The organism is Streptomyces aurantiaciflavus (genome assembly GCF_049808595.1).
GTDB lineage: Bacteria > Actinomycetota > Actinomycetes > Streptomycetales > Streptomycetaceae > Streptomyces.
Genome location: NZ_JBNCAQ010000004.1, coordinates 174612 through 192293, shown reverse-complemented (window position 1 = coordinate 192293; position 17682 = coordinate 174612). Strand labels below are relative to the sequence as shown.

The 17682-nt window shown below is 71.1% G+C and carries 17 protein-coding genes and 3 pseudogenes; 10 read left to right on the top strand and 10 right to left on the bottom strand.

All coding sequences use genetic code 11. From position 1 onward, the window contains the following. Window positions 1-32: 32 nt before the first annotated feature. Entirely contained in the window at window positions 33-257 is a 225-nt protein-coding gene (locus ACPT94_RS05850) for an exodeoxyribonuclease VII small subunit (RefSeq protein WP_360336270.1), read from the bottom strand. 71 nt (window positions 258-328) lie between these two features. After that, complete coding sequence (xseA, locus tag ACPT94_RS05845; RefSeq protein WP_425245267.1) at window positions 329-1537, bottom strand: exodeoxyribonuclease VII large subunit; 1209 nt, start codon at window positions 1535-1537, stop codon at window positions 329-331. 171 nt (window positions 1538-1708) lie between these two features. Here xseA and ACPT94_RS05840 point away from each other — a divergent pair, with 171 nt between their 5' ends. Together ACPT94_RS05840 and ppgK are read left to right on the top strand one after the other, a co-directional pair. Then, window positions 1709-2734, top strand: a complete 1026-nt coding sequence (locus ACPT94_RS05840; protein ID WP_360336266.1) for a 4-hydroxy-3-methylbut-2-enyl diphosphate reductase — start codon at window positions 1709-1711, stop codon at window positions 2732-2734. Between the two features lie 41 nt (window positions 2735-2775). After that, complete coding sequence (gene ppgK / locus ACPT94_RS05835; protein WP_360336264.1) at window positions 2776-3522, top strand: polyphosphate--glucose phosphotransferase; 747 nt, start codon at window positions 2776-2778, stop codon at window positions 3520-3522. A gap of 86 nt (window positions 3523-3608) precedes the next feature. Here the strand turns inward: ppgK and ACPT94_RS05830 are convergent, their stop codons facing one another. Further along, window positions 3609-4295, bottom strand: a complete 687-nt coding sequence (locus tag ACPT94_RS05830; RefSeq protein WP_360336262.1) for a DUF6542 domain-containing protein — start codon at window positions 4293-4295, stop codon at window positions 3609-3611. 169 nt (window positions 4296-4464) lie between these two features. On the opposite strand from ACPT94_RS05830, the gene ychF reads away from it, so the two are divergent. Beyond that, a complete protein-coding gene (gene ychF / locus ACPT94_RS05825; protein ID WP_360336260.1) occupies window positions 4465-5553 on the top strand; it encodes a redox-regulated ATPase YchF in 1089 nt (362 codons plus the stop codon). A 133-nt stretch (window positions 5554-5686) separates the two neighbouring features. On the opposite strand, the pseudogene ACPT94_RS05820 reads toward ychF, so the two are convergent. The 3 genes and pseudogenes from ACPT94_RS05820 to ACPT94_RS05810 all read right to left on the bottom strand — a co-directional run bounded on the left by ACPT94_RS05820 (window position 5687) and on the right by ACPT94_RS05810 (window position 6913). Continuing rightward, window positions 5687-5949: pseudogene (locus ACPT94_RS05820) on the bottom strand (type II toxin-antitoxin system RelE family toxin). After that, the gene (locus ACPT94_RS05815; protein WP_360336256.1) at window positions 5942-6211 is read right to left on the bottom strand and encodes a type II toxin-antitoxin system Phd/YefM family antitoxin; all 270 of its coding nucleotides are present in this window, start codon (window positions 6209-6211) and stop codon (window positions 5942-5944) included. The pseudogene ACPT94_RS05820 and the gene ACPT94_RS05815 overlap by 8 nt, the downstream one beginning before the upstream one ends. Before the next feature lie 288 nt (window positions 6212-6499). Then, window positions 6500-6913: a cytidine/deoxycytidylate deaminase family protein gene (locus tag ACPT94_RS05810; protein WP_360336254.1), complete on the bottom strand. Its 414-nt coding sequence runs from the start codon at window positions 6911-6913 to the stop codon at window positions 6500-6502. A 286-nt stretch (window positions 6914-7199) separates the two neighbouring features. Here ACPT94_RS05810 and ACPT94_RS05805 point away from each other — a divergent pair, with 286 nt between their 5' ends. Further along, the gene (locus ACPT94_RS05805; protein WP_425245266.1) at window positions 7200-9383 is read left to right on the top strand and encodes a DEAD/DEAH box helicase; all 2184 of its coding nucleotides are present in this window, start codon (window positions 7200-7202) and stop codon (window positions 9381-9383) included. 233 nt (window positions 9384-9616) lie between these two features. On the opposite strand, the gene ACPT94_RS05800 is transcribed toward ACPT94_RS05805, so the two are convergent. Both ACPT94_RS05800 and ACPT94_RS05795 read right to left on the bottom strand, forming a co-directional pair. Then, a complete protein-coding gene (locus ACPT94_RS05800; protein WP_360336251.1) occupies window positions 9617-10633 on the bottom strand; it encodes a zinc-dependent alcohol dehydrogenase family protein in 1017 nt (338 codons plus the stop codon). Window positions 10634-10685: 52 nt separating this feature from the next. Then, entirely contained in the window at window positions 10686-10895 is a 210-nt protein-coding gene (locus tag ACPT94_RS05795; protein ID WP_360336249.1) for a cupin domain-containing protein, read from the bottom strand. 528 nt (window positions 10896-11423) lie between these two features. On the opposite strand from ACPT94_RS05795, the pseudogene ACPT94_RS05790 reads away from it, so the two are divergent. From ACPT94_RS05790 to ACPT94_RS05780, 3 genes and pseudogenes are all read left to right on the top strand, one after another. After that, window positions 11424-11624: pseudogene (locus ACPT94_RS05790) on the top strand (flavodoxin domain-containing protein); the annotation flags it as partial. A gap of 92 nt (window positions 11625-11716) precedes the next feature. Continuing rightward, window positions 11717-11929, top strand: a pseudogene (locus ACPT94_RS05785) (MmyB family transcriptional regulator); the annotation flags it as partial. Between the two features lie 25 nt (window positions 11930-11954). Further along, window positions 11955-12245, top strand: coding sequence for an MmyB family transcriptional regulator (locus ACPT94_RS05780; RefSeq protein ID WP_425245265.1), 291 nt, complete (start codon window positions 11955-11957; stop codon window positions 12243-12245). A 10-nt stretch (window positions 12246-12255) separates the two neighbouring features. Here ACPT94_RS05780 and ACPT94_RS05775 read toward each other — a convergent pair whose 3' ends face one another. Beyond that, complete coding sequence (locus ACPT94_RS05775) at window positions 12256-13179, bottom strand: LysR family transcriptional regulator (RefSeq protein ID WP_360336292.1); 924 nt, start codon at window positions 13177-13179, stop codon at window positions 12256-12258. Window positions 13180-13267: 88 nt separating this feature from the next. Here ACPT94_RS05775 and ACPT94_RS05770 point away from each other — a divergent pair, with 88 nt between their 5' ends. Next, window positions 13268-14098, top strand: coding sequence for an oxidoreductase (locus tag ACPT94_RS05770; protein WP_360336247.1), 831 nt, complete (start codon window positions 13268-13270; stop codon window positions 14096-14098). A 35-nt stretch (window positions 14099-14133) separates the two neighbouring features. On the opposite strand, the gene ACPT94_RS05765 is transcribed toward ACPT94_RS05770, so the two are convergent. Continuing rightward, a complete protein-coding gene (locus tag ACPT94_RS05765) occupies window positions 14134-15318 on the bottom strand; it encodes a serpin family protein (RefSeq protein ID WP_425245327.1) in 1185 nt (394 codons plus the stop codon). Between the two features lie 190 nt (window positions 15319-15508). On the opposite strand from ACPT94_RS05765, the gene ACPT94_RS05760 reads away from it, so the two are divergent. Beyond that, the gene (locus tag ACPT94_RS05760; protein ID WP_425245264.1) at window positions 15509-16636 is read left to right on the top strand and encodes a DUF4190 domain-containing protein; all 1128 of its coding nucleotides are present in this window, start codon (window positions 15509-15511) and stop codon (window positions 16634-16636) included. 147 nt (window positions 16637-16783) lie between these two features. After that, on the top strand, window positions 16784-17536 hold the full coding sequence (locus ACPT94_RS05755; protein WP_360336243.1) for a GntR family transcriptional regulator: 753 nt from the start codon (window positions 16784-16786) through the stop codon (window positions 17534-17536). Window positions 17537-17682 lie beyond the last annotated feature (146 nt).

Here is a 17682-nt window from a genome sequence, read left to right as displayed (position 1 = left end):
GCTCTCTTGCTCTCTTGCTCTCTCTCCCTCCCCTAACCCTGTTTCTCCTGCTCCTCCTCCTCGGCCAGCGCCGCGTCCAGCCGCGCCCGCGCGCCCTCCAGCCAGCGCCGGCACACCCTGGCCAGCTCCTCACCGCGCTCCCACAGGGCGAGGGACTCCTCCAGCGTCGTACCCCCCGCCTCCAGACGGCGTACGACCTCGATGAGCTCGTCGCGTGCCTGCTCGTACCCGAGCGCCTCGTCCGTCCTGTCCGTCATGCACCCAATCCTTGAGTAACCGCCGACGACGAACCGCCGGCAGGGGACTGCCGGCAGCGAACCGTCACCGACTAGCCGTCGACTCGAACCGTGAACTCGCCCTCGGCGACCCGCGCCCGCAGCGCCTCGTCCGCGGACACCTCGCCCGGATCCCGCACCACGTGCCCGTCCGCCCTCTGCAGCACCGCGTACCCACGCTTCAGCGTCGCGGCGGGGGAGAGCGCCACCACACGCGCGTGGGTGTGCGTCAACTCGGAGTCGGCGCGGTCCAGCAGGTGGCCGAGCGTGCGCCGGGAACGGTCGACCAGCGAGGCGACCTGCTCCGCGCGCTCGTCGATCATCCGGTGCGGATCCTGTATCACGGGCCGCGCGAGCGCGTGGGCGAGCCCGCGCTCCTCCCGCTCCACGAAGGCCTCCATGCACCGCCGCGCCCGGCCGCGCAGCATCCGCACCCGCTCCAGCTCCTCGCCGACGTCCGGTACGACCTTCTTGGCCGCGTCGGTGGGCGTGGAGGCGCGCAGGTCGGCCACATGGTCCAGGAGCGGATTGTCGGGCTCGTGCCCGATCGCCGACACGACGGGCGTACGACAGGCCGCGACCGCCCGCACCAGCTGCTCGTCGGAGAACGGCAGCAGATCCTCCACGCTGCCGCCGCCACGCGCCACGATGATCACGTCCACGTCCTCCAGCGCGTCCAGCTCCTTCACGGCCTGGACGACCTGCGGCACGGCGTGCACCCCCTGGACCGCGACGTTGCGCACCTCGAAGCGGACGGCGGGCCAGCGGTGCCGGGCGTTCTCCAGGACGTCCCGCTCCGCGGCGGAGGCCCGCCCGCACACCAGCCCGACGAGCTGGGGGAGGAAGGGCAGCGGCTTCTTGCGCTCGGGGGCGAACAACCCCTCCGCCGCGAGGGACTTCTTCAGCTGCTCCAGCCGCGCCAGCAGCTCCCCGACCCCCACCGGCCGTATCTCCACCGCCCGCAGCGACAACTGCCCCCGCGGCGCGTACCACTCCGGCTTGGCGTGGACGACGACCCGGGCGCCCTCGCCGACGACGTCCGCGACCGCGTCGAACACCTGCCGGAAGCACGTCACGCTCACCGAGACGTCGTACGACGGGTCCCGCAGCGTCAGGAACACGACGCCCGCGCCCGGACGCCGCGACAACTGGGTGATCTGCCCCTCGACCCACACCGCGCCGAGCCGGTCGATCCACCCCCCGATGAGCCGGGACACCTCACCCACGGGCAGAGGCGTCTCGGCGGACGTGTTGACAGCCATGCGCTCGAGACTATCGGCCCCGACTGACATGGCGGCCACGTCCACTTTCCAACGCCGGTCACGGCAATGCAGCCCGTCCGGCGCTTGAGGACGAGGCCCCTTCAGGGCCGAAGCGGGGGTCTGGGGGCGGCAGCCCCCAGTGACCCATCGGCGGCCGCACCCGGCCTTACGATGGGACGCATGACCGCTTCGCCTGGCCGCCGTGTCCTGCTCGCCGCCCCCCGGGGCTACTGCGCGGGTGTGGACCGCGCCGTGATCGCCGTCGAGAAAGCCCTGGAGCAGTACGGCGCTCCCGTCTACGTCCGCCACGAGATCGTCCACAACAAGTACGTCGTGCAGACCCTGGAGAAGAAGGGTGCGATCTTCGTCGAGCGCACGGAGGAGGTGCCCCCGGGCAACATCGTCATGTTCTCCGCGCACGGGGTCGCCCCCGTCGTCCACGAGGAGGCCAGGCGCGGCCGGCTCGCCACGATCGACGCGACCTGCCCGCTGGTCACCAAGGTCCACAAGGAAGCCGTCCGCTTCGCCGACGAGGACTACGACATCCTCCTGATCGGCCACGAGGGGCACGAGGAGGTCATCGGCACCTCCGGCGAGGCCCCCGACCACATCCAGCTCGTCGACGGCCCCGAGGACGTCGCCAAGGTCGAGGTACGCGACCCCTCCAGGGTCGTCTGGCTGTCGCAGACCACCCTCTCCGTCGACGAGACCATGGAGACCGTCGACGCCCTGAAGGAGAAGTTCCCGCAGCTCGTCTCCCCGCCCAGCGACGACATCTGCTACGCCACGCAGAACCGTCAGCTCGCGGTGAAGCAGATGGGCGCCGAGGCGGAGCTGGTGATCGTCGTCGGCTCCCGCAACTCCTCCAACTCCAAGCGGCTCGTCGAGGTCGCCAAGCTCGCCGGCTCGCGCCAGGCGTACCTGGTGGACTTCGCCAGTGAGATCGACGAGGCCTGGCTGGAGGGCGTGACCACGGTCGGCGTCACCTCCGGTGCCTCCGTCCCGGAGGTCCTCGTCGAGGAGGTCCTGGCCTGGCTCGCCGAGCGTGGCTACGGCGACGTCGAGCTGGTCAAGGCCGCCGATGAGCACATCACCTTCTCGCTGCCCAAGGAACTCCGCCGTGACCTGCGCGAGGAGGCCGCGGCGCTGGTGGCCGAGCGGGGCGGCAGCGGGCCGGCGGACGCCTCCGCCGAGTGACCGGCGGAGTGACTGTCAGTCGATCGTCGTAACGTAGAGCCATGCAGATCTTCGGCGTGGACATCGGTGGATCCGGGATCAAGGGCGCCCCTGTGGACCTGGACAGGGGCGACCTGGCCCAGGAGCGACACAAGGTGCTCACCCCACACCCGGCGACGCCGGACGGCGTGGCCGACGGCGTCAAGCAGGTCGTCGACCACTTCGGGTGGACGGGACCGGTGGGGCTCACCTTCCCGGGCGTGGTCACCGGCGGCTCCACGATCCGCACGGCCGCCAACGTGGACAAGAGCTGGATCGACACGGACGCGCGGGCCCTGTTCAGCGAGCGGCTGGGCGGCCTGCCGGTGACGGTGGTCAACGACGCGGACGCGGCGGGCGTCGCCGAGGTCGCCTTCGGCGCGGGCCGCGACCGCAGCGGCACGGTCATCCTGCTGACGTTCGGCACGGGCATCGGCAGCGCCCTCTTCGTCGACGGCGTCCTCGTCCCCAACACCGAGCTGGGCCACCTCGAGCTGAACGGCCATGACGCGGAGAAGCGCGCCTCCAGCAAGGCCAAGGAGGACGCCGACCTCACATGGGAGCACTGGGCCCGCCGCGTCCAGAAGTACCTCGCCCATGTCGAGATGCTCTTCTCGCCCGAGCTGTTCGTCATCGGCGGCGGCGTCAGCCGCAAGGCGGAGAAGTTCCTGCCCCACATCCAGGGCATCAAGGCGGAGATCGTCCCGGCCCAGCTGCAGAACAACGCGGGGATCGTGGGGGCGGCGATGCGGGCGGCGAAGGGCAGTTAGGCCCTGTCGTTCGGATCGTCCCGGCGTCGCGGGGACCAGGGCCTTTCGCCGAAAGGCCCGAAAACCTCGGCCCATGGGCCGAGGGGTCAGCGCCGGGCGCCTGCCCGGCCGCGGCGGCGACGCGCCCTGAGCGCCACCCTCACCCGGCGCACCAGCGCCGCCGCCGCCGCCAGGAGCGTCCCCCCGTACAGCCAGCCGGCCTGGGTGGCCAGGGCGGTGAACAGGCCCATCAGGCGGGATCCGAGCCCGTCGCCGCTGTGGGCGACGGGCACGAGCCCCACGGCGAAGGCGATCGGTACGACGACGGGCGCGGAGAACAGTTCGGCCCGGCGCACCCACAGCGCGGTCAGCAGGCACACCGGCAGGAACAGCACGCTGTACACGGTCGGCGAGGCGCCGAACAGCAGCTGGTCCAGCCAGCCGAACGCCAGCATCAGCGCCACGCTGAACAGACCGCCGCCGAGCCCGGTGAGCCGGGGGTTCGGCAGCCGCCGTACGGCGGCCGGCGGGGGCGGGGCGGGAGCCCCGGGGGCGCGGGCGGGCCGGGGGAGCGTCGAGGGGCGGCGGGCCCTCGGAGGCGTACCGGAGCCGGGCCCCCGCCTCGGCGGGTCCGCAGGACCGGCAGCGGCCCATGGCGTGTCCGCCCGCCCGGCGGCCCGCACCGAGCCGGTCCGGCCGGCGCCCCCGCTCCCGTCCCTGCCCCGGCCCTGGGGCGGAAGGTGGGTGCCGCGTCGCGTTCCGTTCTGCGAGGGGCGCGTCCTGTGTTGCTCCATCGGTCCAACTTAGGTCGGTTTATGTGCCGAATCGGGGGCGGGACACGCCGGGGCCGAGACCTGGGCCGCGCGTTCGAGCTGTCCGCCGGGGCGGGTGCGGGCACGCCGTAAACTGGTGGATCGGCCAGCCCTCTGGCCCCCTGGCCCTCTCACTACGGGAAGTCGCAACGTGTCGCTCACGATCGGAATCGTCGGTCTGCCGAATGTCGGCAAGTCGACCCTGTTCAACGCCCTGACCAAGAACGACGTGCTGGCGGCCAACTACCCGTTCGCCACGATCGAGCCCAACGTGGGCGTGGTCGGCGTCCCCGACGCCCGCCTCACCAAGCTGGCGGAGATCTTCAACTCGCAGCGGATCCTCCCGGCGACCGTCGACTTCGTCGACATCGCGGGCATCGTGCGCGGCGCGAGCGAGGGCGAGGGCCTGGGCAACAAGTTCCTGGCGAACATCCGCGAGTCCGACGCGATCTGCCAGGTCATCCGCGCCTTCAAGGACGAGAACGTCGTTCATGTCGACGGCAAGGTCTCGCCCAAGGACGACATCGAGACGATCAACACCGAGCTGATCCTCGCCGACCTCCAGACCATCGAGAAGGTCCTGCCGCGCCTGCAGAAGGAGTCGCGGATCAAGAAGGACATCGCCCCCAAGGTCAAGGCCGTCGAGGAGGCGAAGGAGATCCTGGAGAAGGGCGACACGCTCTTCGCACACGGCGTCGTCCAGGGCAGCGAGCGCGCGGAACCCCTCCACGACCTGCACCTTCTGACGACGAAGCCCTTCCTCTACGTCTTCAACGTCGACGAGGACGAACTGGTCGACGACGCCTTCAAGGACGAGCAGCGCGCCCTGGTCGCCCCCGCCGAGGCGATCTTCCTCAACGCCAAGCTGGAGGCGGACCTCGCCGAGCTCGACGAGGAGGACGCGATGGAACTGCTGGAGTCGGTCGGCGCCGAGGAGCCCGGCCTCGCCACCCTCGCCCGCGTCGGCTTCAACACCCTCGGCCTCCAGACCTACCTCACGGCCGGCCCCAAGGAGTCCCGCGCCTGGACCATCAAGAGGGGCGCCACCGCCCCCGAGGCCGCCGGCGTCATCCACACCGACTTCCAGAAGGGCTTCATCAAGGCGGAGGTCATCTCCTTCACCGACCTGGTGGAGACCGGCTCGGTGGCGGAGGCCCGCGCGAAGGGGAAGGCGCGCATGGAGGGCAAGGACTATGTGATGCAGGACGGGGACGTCGTGGAGTTCCGCTTCAACGTGTAATAGGCCTATTACTGCACGCTAGGTGATCCGTCAATCGTGCAGGTCGAAAGGGGTCGACTCCTTCGGGCGTCGACCCCTTCGTCATCACGGTGCTGGATGGGTGCTGGATATTCTGACGTTGGATCAGCTTGAGTCAGGTGCCGTAAACGGTGGAGCGATGCCCGACGTTACGACCCAGACCACGAGCTCTCCGTTGTCGATCGTGTAGACGACCCGGTAGTCGCCGACTCGCAGTCGACGGCGTTCCGGCTGCGACACGAGCGCGGTGGTGTTGAAGCCGAGGGGGTCGCTCTCCAGCTCGGTCAGCTTGGCGAGGATGCGCAGTGCCATGTCGCGAGGGATCTTCCGAAGCTCGGCCTGCGCCTCGGGTCGGAAGACGGTTCGGTACTCACTCACCGCGCGCCAGCGTCTCCCTCATGATCTCCTCGATCGGGATGCCGGGTGCCGGGCTGGCCATGCGCTCGTCGATGATTCGGTTGATCTCGCGCTCTTCCCACTCCTGGTACCTGCGCAACACCTCGATGGAGACGACGGCGGCGACTTCCTTCCCCCGGCGCGTAATGACCGTGGGCACGTCGTCGCGGTCCGCACGCTCCACGACTTCCGCCAGGTGTGCACGCACGTCGCGGATGGACTCTATGGGCAGCGGCTGCGTCATGCGCCCAAGTGTACCGAGTGTGCCATGTGTACACCACTCCTTTGATGCTGGATGCACTGGATGAACTCGCACCGTGCTGGATGGGTGCTGGATGGCCACGTCCAGAACCGAGTTTTCGCAGGTGGGAGCGCCGTGCTGCAGGTTCCGCTTCAATGTGTAGCGGGTGCGACACGCCGCCGATCAGGTAACAGGCAGATCAGGAGGGGCCGACCGTTCCAGCCGCGCTGGAACGGTGCGACGTTCGCCCCGTTGTCGGCCGGCCGTGTCAGGCCGTGCTGAACGGGCGGTTCACTCGGTCTCGAGTTGGTGGTCGGCCCAGACGTAGCTCTCGGGCAGCAAGTCGGTGATGAGGACGGTTCGGACGCGGTCGTCTGCGCCGACGATGACCTTCAGGCCGGGGAAGTAGTCGAGAAGGACCTGACGGCACCGGCCGCAGGGGGGAACGACCCCGCGGTCGCGGTCGCCCACGGCGACGACGGTGTCCAGCTCGTAGGCGCCCTGGGCGGCTGCCGCGCCGATGAGGACCAGCTCGGCGCAGGGGCCTCCGGTGAAGTGATAGGCGTTCACCGCGGTGACGATCCGGCCGTCCCGGGCACGGGCTGCGGCCGCCATGGTGTGGTTGTCGCCCCGGCAGCGTGTGCGGGCGACTTCGGCCGCGGCCTGGACGAGTTCGTGGTCGACATGCTGGATCTGCGTGGTCATCTTCTCTGCCTTCGTCGGGTGCCAGGCGACGTTGACCCGAGTGACCAGGGTGCGCAAGCGAATATCCGCGCTGGCTCCGGAGTTCGTGCCGCGGGCGGCCGCCCTTCTCCGGAGCACGGGTCGCGACGACCCGCGCCCCATGCCCCACGCCGGGGCAGACGTCGGCACGTACGGCCTCGGCGCCGTCCGCTTGCCGTCCGATCGTCCGCTGGGCGCCGCCAAGGTCCGTCGGGGCCCGTCCGAGCGGTGGGAGGATGCGGGGACGGCGAGTGAGGGGTGGGGACCCGTGGGGCGTGGAGAGCGGGACGTGGTCGCGAGGGGAACGCGACTGTACGAGGCGGCGCGGAACGCGGTCGCTGACCACGGCAGGGCGGTCGAGGCGGTACGGGCGGCACTGACACCGATCCACGACGCGGCGGTGAAGCGGGAACTCGACGCCATTCCCGTCGCCCGGCTGCAGGACGTCACGGAAGGCCGGCTGCGGCTGGGGAGCGTCGAGCACAGCGGACTGCGCACGGTGGGCAGTGTGCTCGAGGCAGGCTCCTATCGGTTGCGGCAGATCCCCGGTGTCGGACAGCGCACTGTCGACCAGATGCTCGCCGCGGCCCGCAGGCTCTCCGAGGCCGTGCGTGAAACCGTGGCCGTCCACATCGACGTGGATCGGCCGGAACTGAGCACCACCGCGCTCGTCGTGGCCTTGCACGTCCTGGCGGAGGCGGGCCCAGACGCCCGGCGCGCCGTCGACCGGGCCGGCGCGGTGCTGGAGCGACTGGATCCGCTGCTGGCCGACGCCCGGCCCGCTGCCGGGCGCTTGCGGATGCTCCTCGCGGGCCGGGAGAAGAAGGCTCGCGCGCTGGCGGCGGTGACCGAGCTCCGCTCGCTGGTGGACGAGGCGGAGCGGGCGCTCCTGCCTGAGCTGTTCGCCCAGGCCTCGGTGGACCTGCTCCGCGGGCCGTCGTCCGACATCGCCGCCTGGGTGGACTTCGAACTCCGCTCCGCCGAGTACTACAGCCTGCTCGCGGAGATCTCCGGACGGTCGCCCGACGCGGCCGCCGCCGAGGGCTTCCTGCCGGACGAGATCGCCGAACGCGTACGGAGCCAACACCTCGACGACGCGCACCGGCGGGTCTCCCTGCGTGGCTACCAGGCGTTCGGCGCGCGTTTCGTCCTCGCCCAGCGCAAGGTGATCCTCGGTGACGAGATGGGTCTCGGGAAGACCATCCAGGCGATCGCCGTGCTGGCACACCTGGCTGCCGAGGGGCAGAGCCACTTCATGGTCGTGTGTCCGGCGAGCGTCCTCGTCAACTGGACACGGGAGATCGAAGCCCGCAGCGCTCTGCGCGTCATGGTGCTCCACGGCCCTGACCGGCACTACGCGTTCGCCGACTGGAAGGGGCGGGGCGGGGTCGCGGTGACCACGTTCGACGCCCTGCGCGGATTGCCCGCACCGGGCGGAGGCGAGGTCGGCCTGCTCGTGGTCGACGAAGCGCACTCCGTGAAGAATCCGAAGGCCAAGCGGTCCCAGGCGGTCGCCCAGTGGGCGGAGCGCTGCGAGCGCGCCCTCTTCATGACCGGAACCCCGATGGAGAACAGGGTCGTGGAGTTCCGCAGCCTGGTCGCAATGCTCGATCGCGACGTCGCGGAATCCCTGGGCGAGCGGGACGCGCTGGCTGGATCGGTCGCCTTCCGCAAGGCCGTCGCACCGGTCTATCTGCGGCGCAACCAGAAGGACGTGCTGACGGAACTCCCGAGCCTCCAGCAGACCGACGAGTGGGAGGAGTTGAGCGCGTCGGACGAGGACGAGTACCGCGAAGCCGTGCGCGCCGGCAACTTCATGGCGATGCGCAGGGCCGCCTACATGCGCCCCGAGAAGTCGGCCAAGCTGGGCCGGCTCCGGGAGATCGTCCAGGAGGCCGGTGAGAACGGGCGGAAGACGGTGATCTTCTCCAACTTCAAAGACGTGTTGCGCGTGGTCGAGGAAGCACTCGCCGCGAGACCCGCCGACGGCACTTTGGTGTTCGGTCCGCTCGCCGGCAGCGTCCCTGCCGGGCGGCGGCAGCAGATCGTCGACGACTTCGCCGGTGTCCCGGGCCCCGCAGTGCTGCTGGCGCAGATTCAGGCGGCGGGCGTCGGCCTCAATATGCAGGCCGCCTCCGTCGTCGTCATCTGCGAACCCCAGATCAAGCCCACCATCGAACACCAGGCAGTGGCCCGCGCCCACCGCATGGGGCAGGTCAGACCGGTCCGCGTGCACCGCCTCCTGGCCACCGGAGGGGTGGACGAACGCATGGTGCGGATGCTGGAGGAGAAGACCCGCCTGTTCGATGCCTACGCCCGCCGCAGCGCCGTGGCCGAAGCCACCCCGGACGCGGTCGACGTGTCGGACACCGAGCTGGCACGCCGGATCGTCGAGGAGGAACAGGCACGCCTGGGCGTGACGGGCGGGAACGGCATCGAGCCGAGTGAGTGAGTCGGGGGATCATCCGCACAGTCGCGCACACGGGCTCCCGTCCGTCGACAGTTCGTCTGCGTTCCCGACCCGGTTCGGTTCGTCGCTCGTCCGGGTCGGCATCGGTTGCTCCGTCACGGCTGGCGGTACACGGAAGGCGGATGCCGCTACGGCCGTGCAGCGGCGCGATGGACCCTCGTGGGCGTGTGCGCGGACGGGGGGCCGGCTCACGCCCACGAGGGGGCTGGGTGGGGTCAGGGCTTCAGCAGCGTCTTGATGGCGCGGCGTTCGTCCATGGCCTTGTAGCCCTCGGCGACCTGCTCCAGGGGCAGGGTGAGGTCGAAGACCTTGCCCGGGTCGATCCGGCCGGTCAGGACCCGGTCGATCAGGTCGGGCAGGTAGCCGCGCACGGGAGCCGGGCCGCCGCGCAGGCCGACGTGGGAGAAGAACAGCTCCTGCCCGTCGATCGCGACGTCGTGCGGGACGCCGACGAAGCCGACGTTGCCGCCGGGACGGGTGGAGTGCAGCGCCTGCCGCATGGACTCCCCGGTGCCGACGCACTCCAGCACGGAGTCGGCGCCGACGCCGTTCGTCAGCTCCTTGACGCGGGCGATGCCTTCCTCGCCGCGCTCGGTGACGATGTCGGTGGCGCCGAACTCCAGGGCGAGTCGCTGACGGTTCTCGTGCCGGCTCATCGCGATGATCCGCTCGGCGCCGAGTTCCCGGGCGGCGATGACGCCGCACAGGCCGACCGCGCCGTCACCGACGACCACGGCGGTGGAGCCGGGCTTGACCTCGGCGGCCCGGGCGGCGTACCAGCCGGTGCCCATGACGTCGGAGAGCGTCAGCAGGCTGGGCAGGAACGTGTCGGCCGGGTGCTCGTCGGTGGCGACGAGCGTGCCCTGGGCGTTCGGGATGCGGACGTACTCGGCCTGGCAGGTGCTCATGAACTCGCGGTGCACGCAGTTGGACTGATAGCCCGCCAGACAGTTCGGGCACGTGTTGTCGGAGGTGGCGAAGGAGCCGATGACGAACTGGCCCGGCGTGACCGAGGTGACCTCGCTGCCGACCTCCTCGACGACGCCGACGTACTCATGGCCCATCGGCTGCGGCTGGTTGACGGGGTCCGTGCCGCGGTAGGCCCACAGGTCCGAACCGCACACACAGGTGACGACGGTCCGGATGATCGCGTCGGTCGGCTTGACGATCTCGGGCTCGGGAACGTCCTCCACCCGGATGTCACCGGGGGCGTGAATCATGGTTGCTCGCATGGCTTCTCTCCTGATCTGGTCTTTCGGTGGGGGGAAGGCCGACGCGCCGGCGTCAGCGGGATGTGCGGGTGCTGACGCGCGGGCCGTCGTACTCGGCGTCGGTGACGTGTTCGAGCCAGGTGTTCTCCGGGCCGCCGTCCGGGCCGGGGCTCTCCCACAGAGCGAGATGGATCATGAACTGGTCGGGCCCGGCGCCGTGCCGGACGTCACCGGAGAACCGCGCCGGGCCCTTGCCGGTCGGCGACTGCTTCAGGAGTTCCATTGCGTTTCTCTTCGTACGGTGCTGCTTTGCCGGGGGTTCAAGGCGCCGGGTGATGTGTTCAGGAGGGTTACGTCTTTCTCATCTCCTCCGCATGCGGCTGCGCAGTACGGAAGCCCGCGACGGGAAATGCCGAGGCCGTGGGAAAAGCACTTCGACTCTGTCACCGTGCGCGGGGCCAGTACAGAGGAGAGTTCCATCCCGGGCGAGACGTATCCAGGGATAAAACTGTCCTACCCTGCCGGCCAGCGCTCCTGTGCGTCCGCGGCCGTTCCGGGTGGCGCCGCGCCGGGTCCGGAGGTCAGTGCAGGAATACCTGGAATCGCCGTGGGATTCCCAGTCTGAATGAGGCCTGCGAAGAGACCTCAATGAGGCCTGCGAAGAGACGTTAATGGCGACCTGTGAAGAGCAGTGTGCCGCTCCGGGTGTCACTCAGCCAGGTACAGATCTTTCCTACCTTCGGCACCGGAATCCCGTGCAATGCTTCAGGAGCACCACTTTCCCAGCCTTTTTTCCGAGGAGCAACACCCCATGTCCTCCACCCCCCGCCCCACTGTCGCCGTCGCGTTCCATTCCGGATACGGCCACACCGCCGTCATGGCCGAGGCCGTGGTGCGTGGTGCGACTCGAGCGGGTGCCTCCGTGGTGTCCATCGCCGTGGACACGATCACCGACGAGCAGTGGGTGCGGCTGGACGCCGCCGACGCGATCGTCTTCGGCGCCCCCACCTACAGCGCTCCTACCTGTACGAGCTCGCGGCCAGGAGTGACTACCGCCCGGTTCGTCGCAGGCCGCGCCCCAAGGTCCAGCCGCAGTTGCAGCGCATGCTCGACGACATGGCGCACACTCCCGCGTTCGTGATCGGGCCGCGTACCGAGATCGTCGCCTGGAACGCCATAGGCGCCGCCCTGATCACCGACTTCGGGAAGATCCCCGAGAAACAGCGCTACTACATCAGGCTGCTCATCACCGACCCGGCGATGCGCGAGCTGTACGCGGACTGGGAGGGCGTCACCCGGCTGGCCGTCGCGCAGATGCGGATGCACAACGCGAAGAATCCCGGTGACGCGCGGCTGGCCGCGCTGGTGGGCGCACTCGGTCCGGGACGACCGGTTCCGCCGGTGGTGGGCCGCCCACGACGTCGCCGTCAGGGACACCGGGACCAAGCACCTGCGCCACCCCGTCGTCGGGGACCTGCGTCTCGACTGGAACGCCGTCACCTGGGCCGCCGACCCCGACCTGCAGATCATCGTCTGGACCGCCGAACCCGGCACACCGTCCCACGACAGCCTGCGCCTGCTGGCGTCCTGGGCGGCGGACCCCAGCGGCACCACCAGCGACAGCCGGGCCTGACCGCCCCCGGCTACGTCACGGGCGGCGCTGCTCCGGCCGCCACGGCCAGGCGGCAGGCCCGCGCGTACGCCCGCACCAGCGGCCGCTGCCCGTCCTCGCGGCGCCAGGCCAGGACGTAGCGGCTGGGGGCGACGCCGCGAACCGGGCGGGTGAGGACGCCGCCGAGGGTCAGGAGCGGGACGTTGCCCGTGGCCACCAGGCAGATGCCGAGGCCGGCGACCAGGGCCTCGTACGTCTCCTCGGTGCCGGCGATCTCGGCGCCGATCACGGGTGGACGGCCGCCCCGGGCATCCAGGGCCAGCCAGTGGTCGCGTAACGGGCCCGAGCTCTCGGGAAGCGCCAGGAACGGCTCGTCCAGGAGGTCGGTGAAGTCGATCTCGGCGCGGGCGGCCAGGGGGTGGGTCTCGGGGAGGGCGACATGGACGGGCTCCTCGGCGACCAGCGTCCAGCCGTAGCGCTCCTGGTCGGGCAGCGGCAGCCAGACGAAGGCCACGTCCGTGTCTTCGCCGGCGAGGCCGGCGGTCGGGTCCTCCCAGTTCACCTGGCGCAGCCGGACGACGGTGTGCGGGTGGCCGGCCGTGAAGCGGGAGCGGATCGCGGGCAGGAGGCCGCCGCGGCCGGGGCGGGTGCTCATGCCGACGACCAGCGTGCCGCGTTCCGCCGCCCGCAGCTGTTCCACCGCCGCCGCGCCCTCCGCCCAGGCGTCCAGCACCCGTCGAGCGTGTGGCAGCAGCGCCGAACCCGCCGACGTGAGCGCCACGCCGTGCCGGTCGCGGCGGAACAGCTCCACGCCCAACTGCCGCTCCAGCGCCCGGATCTGCTTGCTCAGCGCGGGCTGTGACACGTACAGGCGCTCGGCGGCGCGCGTGAAGTGCAGTTCCTCGGCCACGGCGGCGAAGTAGCGCAGGTCCCGGAGATGGACGTCGGTGGTCATGGCCATCGGTTATCACCCTGGGTCTTGGACGGGCAACCGACACCCGCAGCAAGCTCGTGCACAGAGGACCGACGGACTGGGAGTGGTCATGAACAAGGTGTGGCTGGTGACGGGCGCCAGCAGCGGTTTCGGGCGGGCGATCGCCGAGGCGGCGCTGGCCGACGGCGACGTGGTGGTCGGCGCGGCCCGGCGGACCGGGGCGCTGGCGGACCTGGTGGCCGCCCACCCCGACCAGATGGAGGCGCTGTCCCTGGACGTCACCGACACGGCCGCCGCGGAGGCCGCCGTACGGGACGTGGTGGCACGGCACGGGCGGATCGACGTGCTGGTCAACAACGCGGGCCGGACGCACGTCGGCGCCTTCGAGGAGACCACGGAGGCGGAACTGCGGGAGCTGTTCGACCTGCATGTCTTCGGACCCGCCGCGCTCACCCGGGCCGTCCTGCCGCACATGCGGGAGCGGCGCTCGGGCGCGATCGTGCAGATGAGCAGCATGGGCGGGCAGATGTCGTTCGCGGGCTTCTCCGCGTACAGCGGGACCAAGTTCGCGCTGGAGGGCCTGAGCGAGGGGCTCGCCGACGAGGTGCGGGAGTTCGGGATCAAGGTGCTGATCGTGGAACCGGGAGCCTTCCGGACCAGCCTGTTCGAGGCCGCCCGGGCCGGGGCCAGCGCCGACAGCGGGGTGTACGCCAAGGTCAGCGAGACCCGAGGCTTCGTCTCCGGCGGCGACGGCAGCCAGCCCGGCGACCCGGCGAAGGCGGCGGCCCTGATCCGCGCCGCGCTCGACGCGGAGGAGACCCCGCTGCGCCTGGCTCTCGGCGACGACGCGGTCACGGCCGTCCTCGGCCACCTGGACGCCGTACGGGCCGACATCGCGGCCTGGGAGAAGCGGGCGCGGGCCACCGGCTTCGAGGACTGAGGCTCAGCCGACGACCGCCGTGTCGTCGGCCGGTCCTAGTCCTCCTCCCGGAACGGCTCCGGATCCGCCACCCACCCCGCGGCCAGCACCAGACGCGAGTGGCGGTGCAGGGCGAGGAAGGCGAAGGGACGGTCGAAGCGGGCCTCGATGACGGTGGTCATCCAGCGGAGCGGGGGCGGGCCGCTGCCCGGCGCCGCGGCGATCGGCGTCACCGCGGCCGCCTCGAAGCCCAGCGCGCCGAACCTCGCCAGCGCGGACTGCCGGGCCGACCCGATGGCGAGCGGCTGGGCGCTGACGCCGGGAAAGTGGCCGCGAGCGGGGTCCAGGGCGGTCCTGAGCCCGAACAGCTCGGACCGCATCGCGAGATCGTGGTGCCCGGTGATGTCGTACGCCGCCGTCGTCACGTCGAGCAGGGGCGGATCGGGTGTCGTGGAGCGCTTCTTGACGACGCTCAGGCCCGGGCCCACGTCCCCGTAGGGGAGTCGGGGGCCGGGCAGGACCGGGTACCGGCGGGCCAGGATGCCCACGCCCGCCTCCAGGACCTGACCCGGCGCCATGTGCTCCTCGCCGAGCAGCAGATGGACGTCGACGCCGGTGTCGCCGAGGACCTTCAGCTCGGTGACATGGCCGTCCGGGGTGTCCGCCACGCCGATCCGGTCCAGCAGGGCGGACGTACGCCGCAGGCCGAGCCGCTCACGGTCGTTCCAGTGCCGGCTCTCCAGCGGGACCTCGTCGAAGGGCCGCAGCCAGCGTGTCCGCAGCGCCAGCGCGCTCGCCAGCACCACCTCCGTATGGTCCGTCAGCCCGACGGGCATCCGCTCGACCAGCCCGCCCGTCCGCTTCGCCGCCCAGGCGTCCAGCGTCCCGTGGTCGGCTGCCAGGTCCCCGGTGAGGACGCCGTGCGTGTCCATGGGCAGCCCCGCCGTCCACTCCTCCCGCAGCTCCAGCGTGCGTTTGGTCCATACGCCGAGGGCCGTGTCGAGGCCCCGTATGCCCGCCATGGCGGTGAGCAACTGCCGTGCGGCGTCGCCGGCCTGATCCGCCGGCAGTCCCAGCGCCTCGGCCAGTTCCTCGCGCGCCGGTCCCGCCCCGCCGTCCGCGAGGAGCGCCAGCAGCGGCCACACCCCGGCGGCCGAGAAGACGGAGTCGCCCTCGACGATCCCCGCCCACCGCGCGGTAAGCCCGTTCACCGCCCGGATCGTCGCATTCGCGACCCCCATACCGCCCCCGTTCGTCACGCGCTTACCATGCGCCCAGTCGTACGTCAGTTCCCCGACCGTCTGATCCAGGAGCACGGTACTCGTGTCCATACCCCCGCCTCCCGGGCCGCAGCAGCCCCAGGACCCGTACCAGCCTCCGCAGCAGCCGCAGAGCCCGTACGCTCCCCCTCCCCAGGGCACATCTCAGGGAGTGCCTCAGGGGCCGCCGCAGGGACCGTACGGAGGGCCGCCGTACCCGGGCTGGGGACAGGGTTTCATCCCCCTGCAGAACCGGCCCGCGCCGGTCAACGGGGTCGCCATCGCCGCCCTCGTCCTCGGAGTGCTGTGCTTCCTGCCGGCCGTGGGGCTGATCCTCGGGATCGTCGCGCTGGTGCAGATCCGCAGGCGCGGGGAGCGCGGCAAGGGGATGGCGATCGGCGGCGCGGTGCTGTCCTCCGTGGGGCTCGCGCTGTGGGTGCTGGCGATCGCGACGGGTGGCCTGTCCGCCGCCTGGGAGGGCTTCAAGGAGGGCGCGAGCGGCAACTCCAGCCTCTCGCTCGCCAAGGGCGAGTGCTTCGACGTGCCCGGCGCGACCTTCGACAAGGACGTCTACGACGTCGACAAGGTGTCCTGCTCCGGTGAGCACGACGGCGAGGTCTTCGGCACCGTCCCGCTGTCCGGCGGCAGCTACCCGGGCGACGACCGCGTCACCGACACCGCCGAGGCCAAGTGCTGGGAGCTCCGGGACAGTTACGCGATGGACCCCTGGGCGCTGACCGACGAGGTCGACGTCTACTACCTCACGCCCACCCGGGAGAGCTGGAGCTGGGGCGACCGTGAGATCACCTGCGTCTTCGCCCACACCGACGAGCGCGGCACCCTCACCGGCTCGCTGCGCGCCGACGAGACCACCCTCGACGCCGACCAGCTGGCCTTCCTGAAGGCGATGGACGCCGTCGACCAGGTGCTCTACGAGGAGCCCGAGGACTACGCCGAGGAGGACCTGGAGGCCAACCGGACCTGGGCCGGCAAGACCGGGGACGTGACCGGCGAGCAGGCCGACGCGCTGAGCGGGCACACCTGGTCCGCCGGCGCCCGCCAGGCCGTCGCCGGCCTGGTGAAGGACATGAAGGACGCCGGCAAGGAGTGGGCGAAGGCGGCGGACGCCTCCGACGTGGACGCCTTCTACGAGCACTACGACAACGCCTACGACTACGTCGACGGCGACAGCACCGTCACCGCACGCGAGGCTCTGGGCCTGGCCACCACCCCGCCCACGTACGACGAGGACCCGGAGAGCGGGGGCAGCTCCAAGGACGCGGGCGGTCTCGATGTGTGATCGTGTCCATACCGGGGAGAAAGTGCCTGGGTAAAGCCTCTCCCCGGGAGAAGTCATCACATCGAGTGGTTCTCTGGCCTTTGCTTGCATGGCTCAACCCACGGTTGCCAGGCTGTTGCTGTCTGTACAACCTGATGGGAGCGGCCAGTGACATTCGGTGAGCAGCCGGCGTACCTGCGCGTCGCGGGTGATCTCCGCAAGAAGATCGTCGACGGCTCGCTGCCACCCCACACCCGCCTCCCCTCCCAGGCCAGAATCCGCGAGGAGTACGGCGTGTCGGACACCGTCGCCCTCGAGGCGCGCAAGGTGCTGATGGCGGAGGGCCTGGTCGAGGGACGCTCCGGGTCGGGGACGTACGTGCGCGAGCGGCCGGAGCCGCGCCGGATCGCCCGCTCCGGCTACCGCCCGACCGGCGGCGCCACCCCGTTCCGCCAGGAGCAGGCCGACGCCCGCGCGCGCGGGACCTGGGAGTCCAGCAGCGAGCAGACCGACGCGAGCCGGTCCGTCGCCGAGCGGCTCGGCATCCAGCCCGGCGACCGCGTGATGCGCACGAAGTACGTCTTCCGGGAGGCCGGCGAGGCGATGATGCTCTCCACCTCCTGGGAGCCCCTCGCCCTCACCGGCCGCACCCCCGTCATGCTCCCCGAGGAGGGCCCCCTCGGCGGCATGGGCGTCGTCGAGCGCATGCGCGCCATCGACGTCATCGTCGACAACGTCACCGAGGAGGTCGGCGCCCGCCCCGGCCTCGCCGAGGAACTGCTCACCCTGGGCGGAGTCCCCGGCCATGTCGTCCTCGTCGTCCAGCGCACGTACTACGCGTCCGGCCGCCCCGTGGAGACCGCGGACGTGGTGATCCCGGCGGACCGGTACCGGGTCGCGTACCACCTGCCGGTGAGGTAGCCGGAGTTCCCGCTCGCCGACCCGGCGCCCGGCGGGAGTCGCACGCCGGCTGCGTACGCCCGAGCCGCCCGCGGGAGTCGTGTCCGCCCGTCCAATGGTTGCGGTTCGGACGGTCGCTGAGGTGTGGGGCGGTCGTCGGTGAGGTA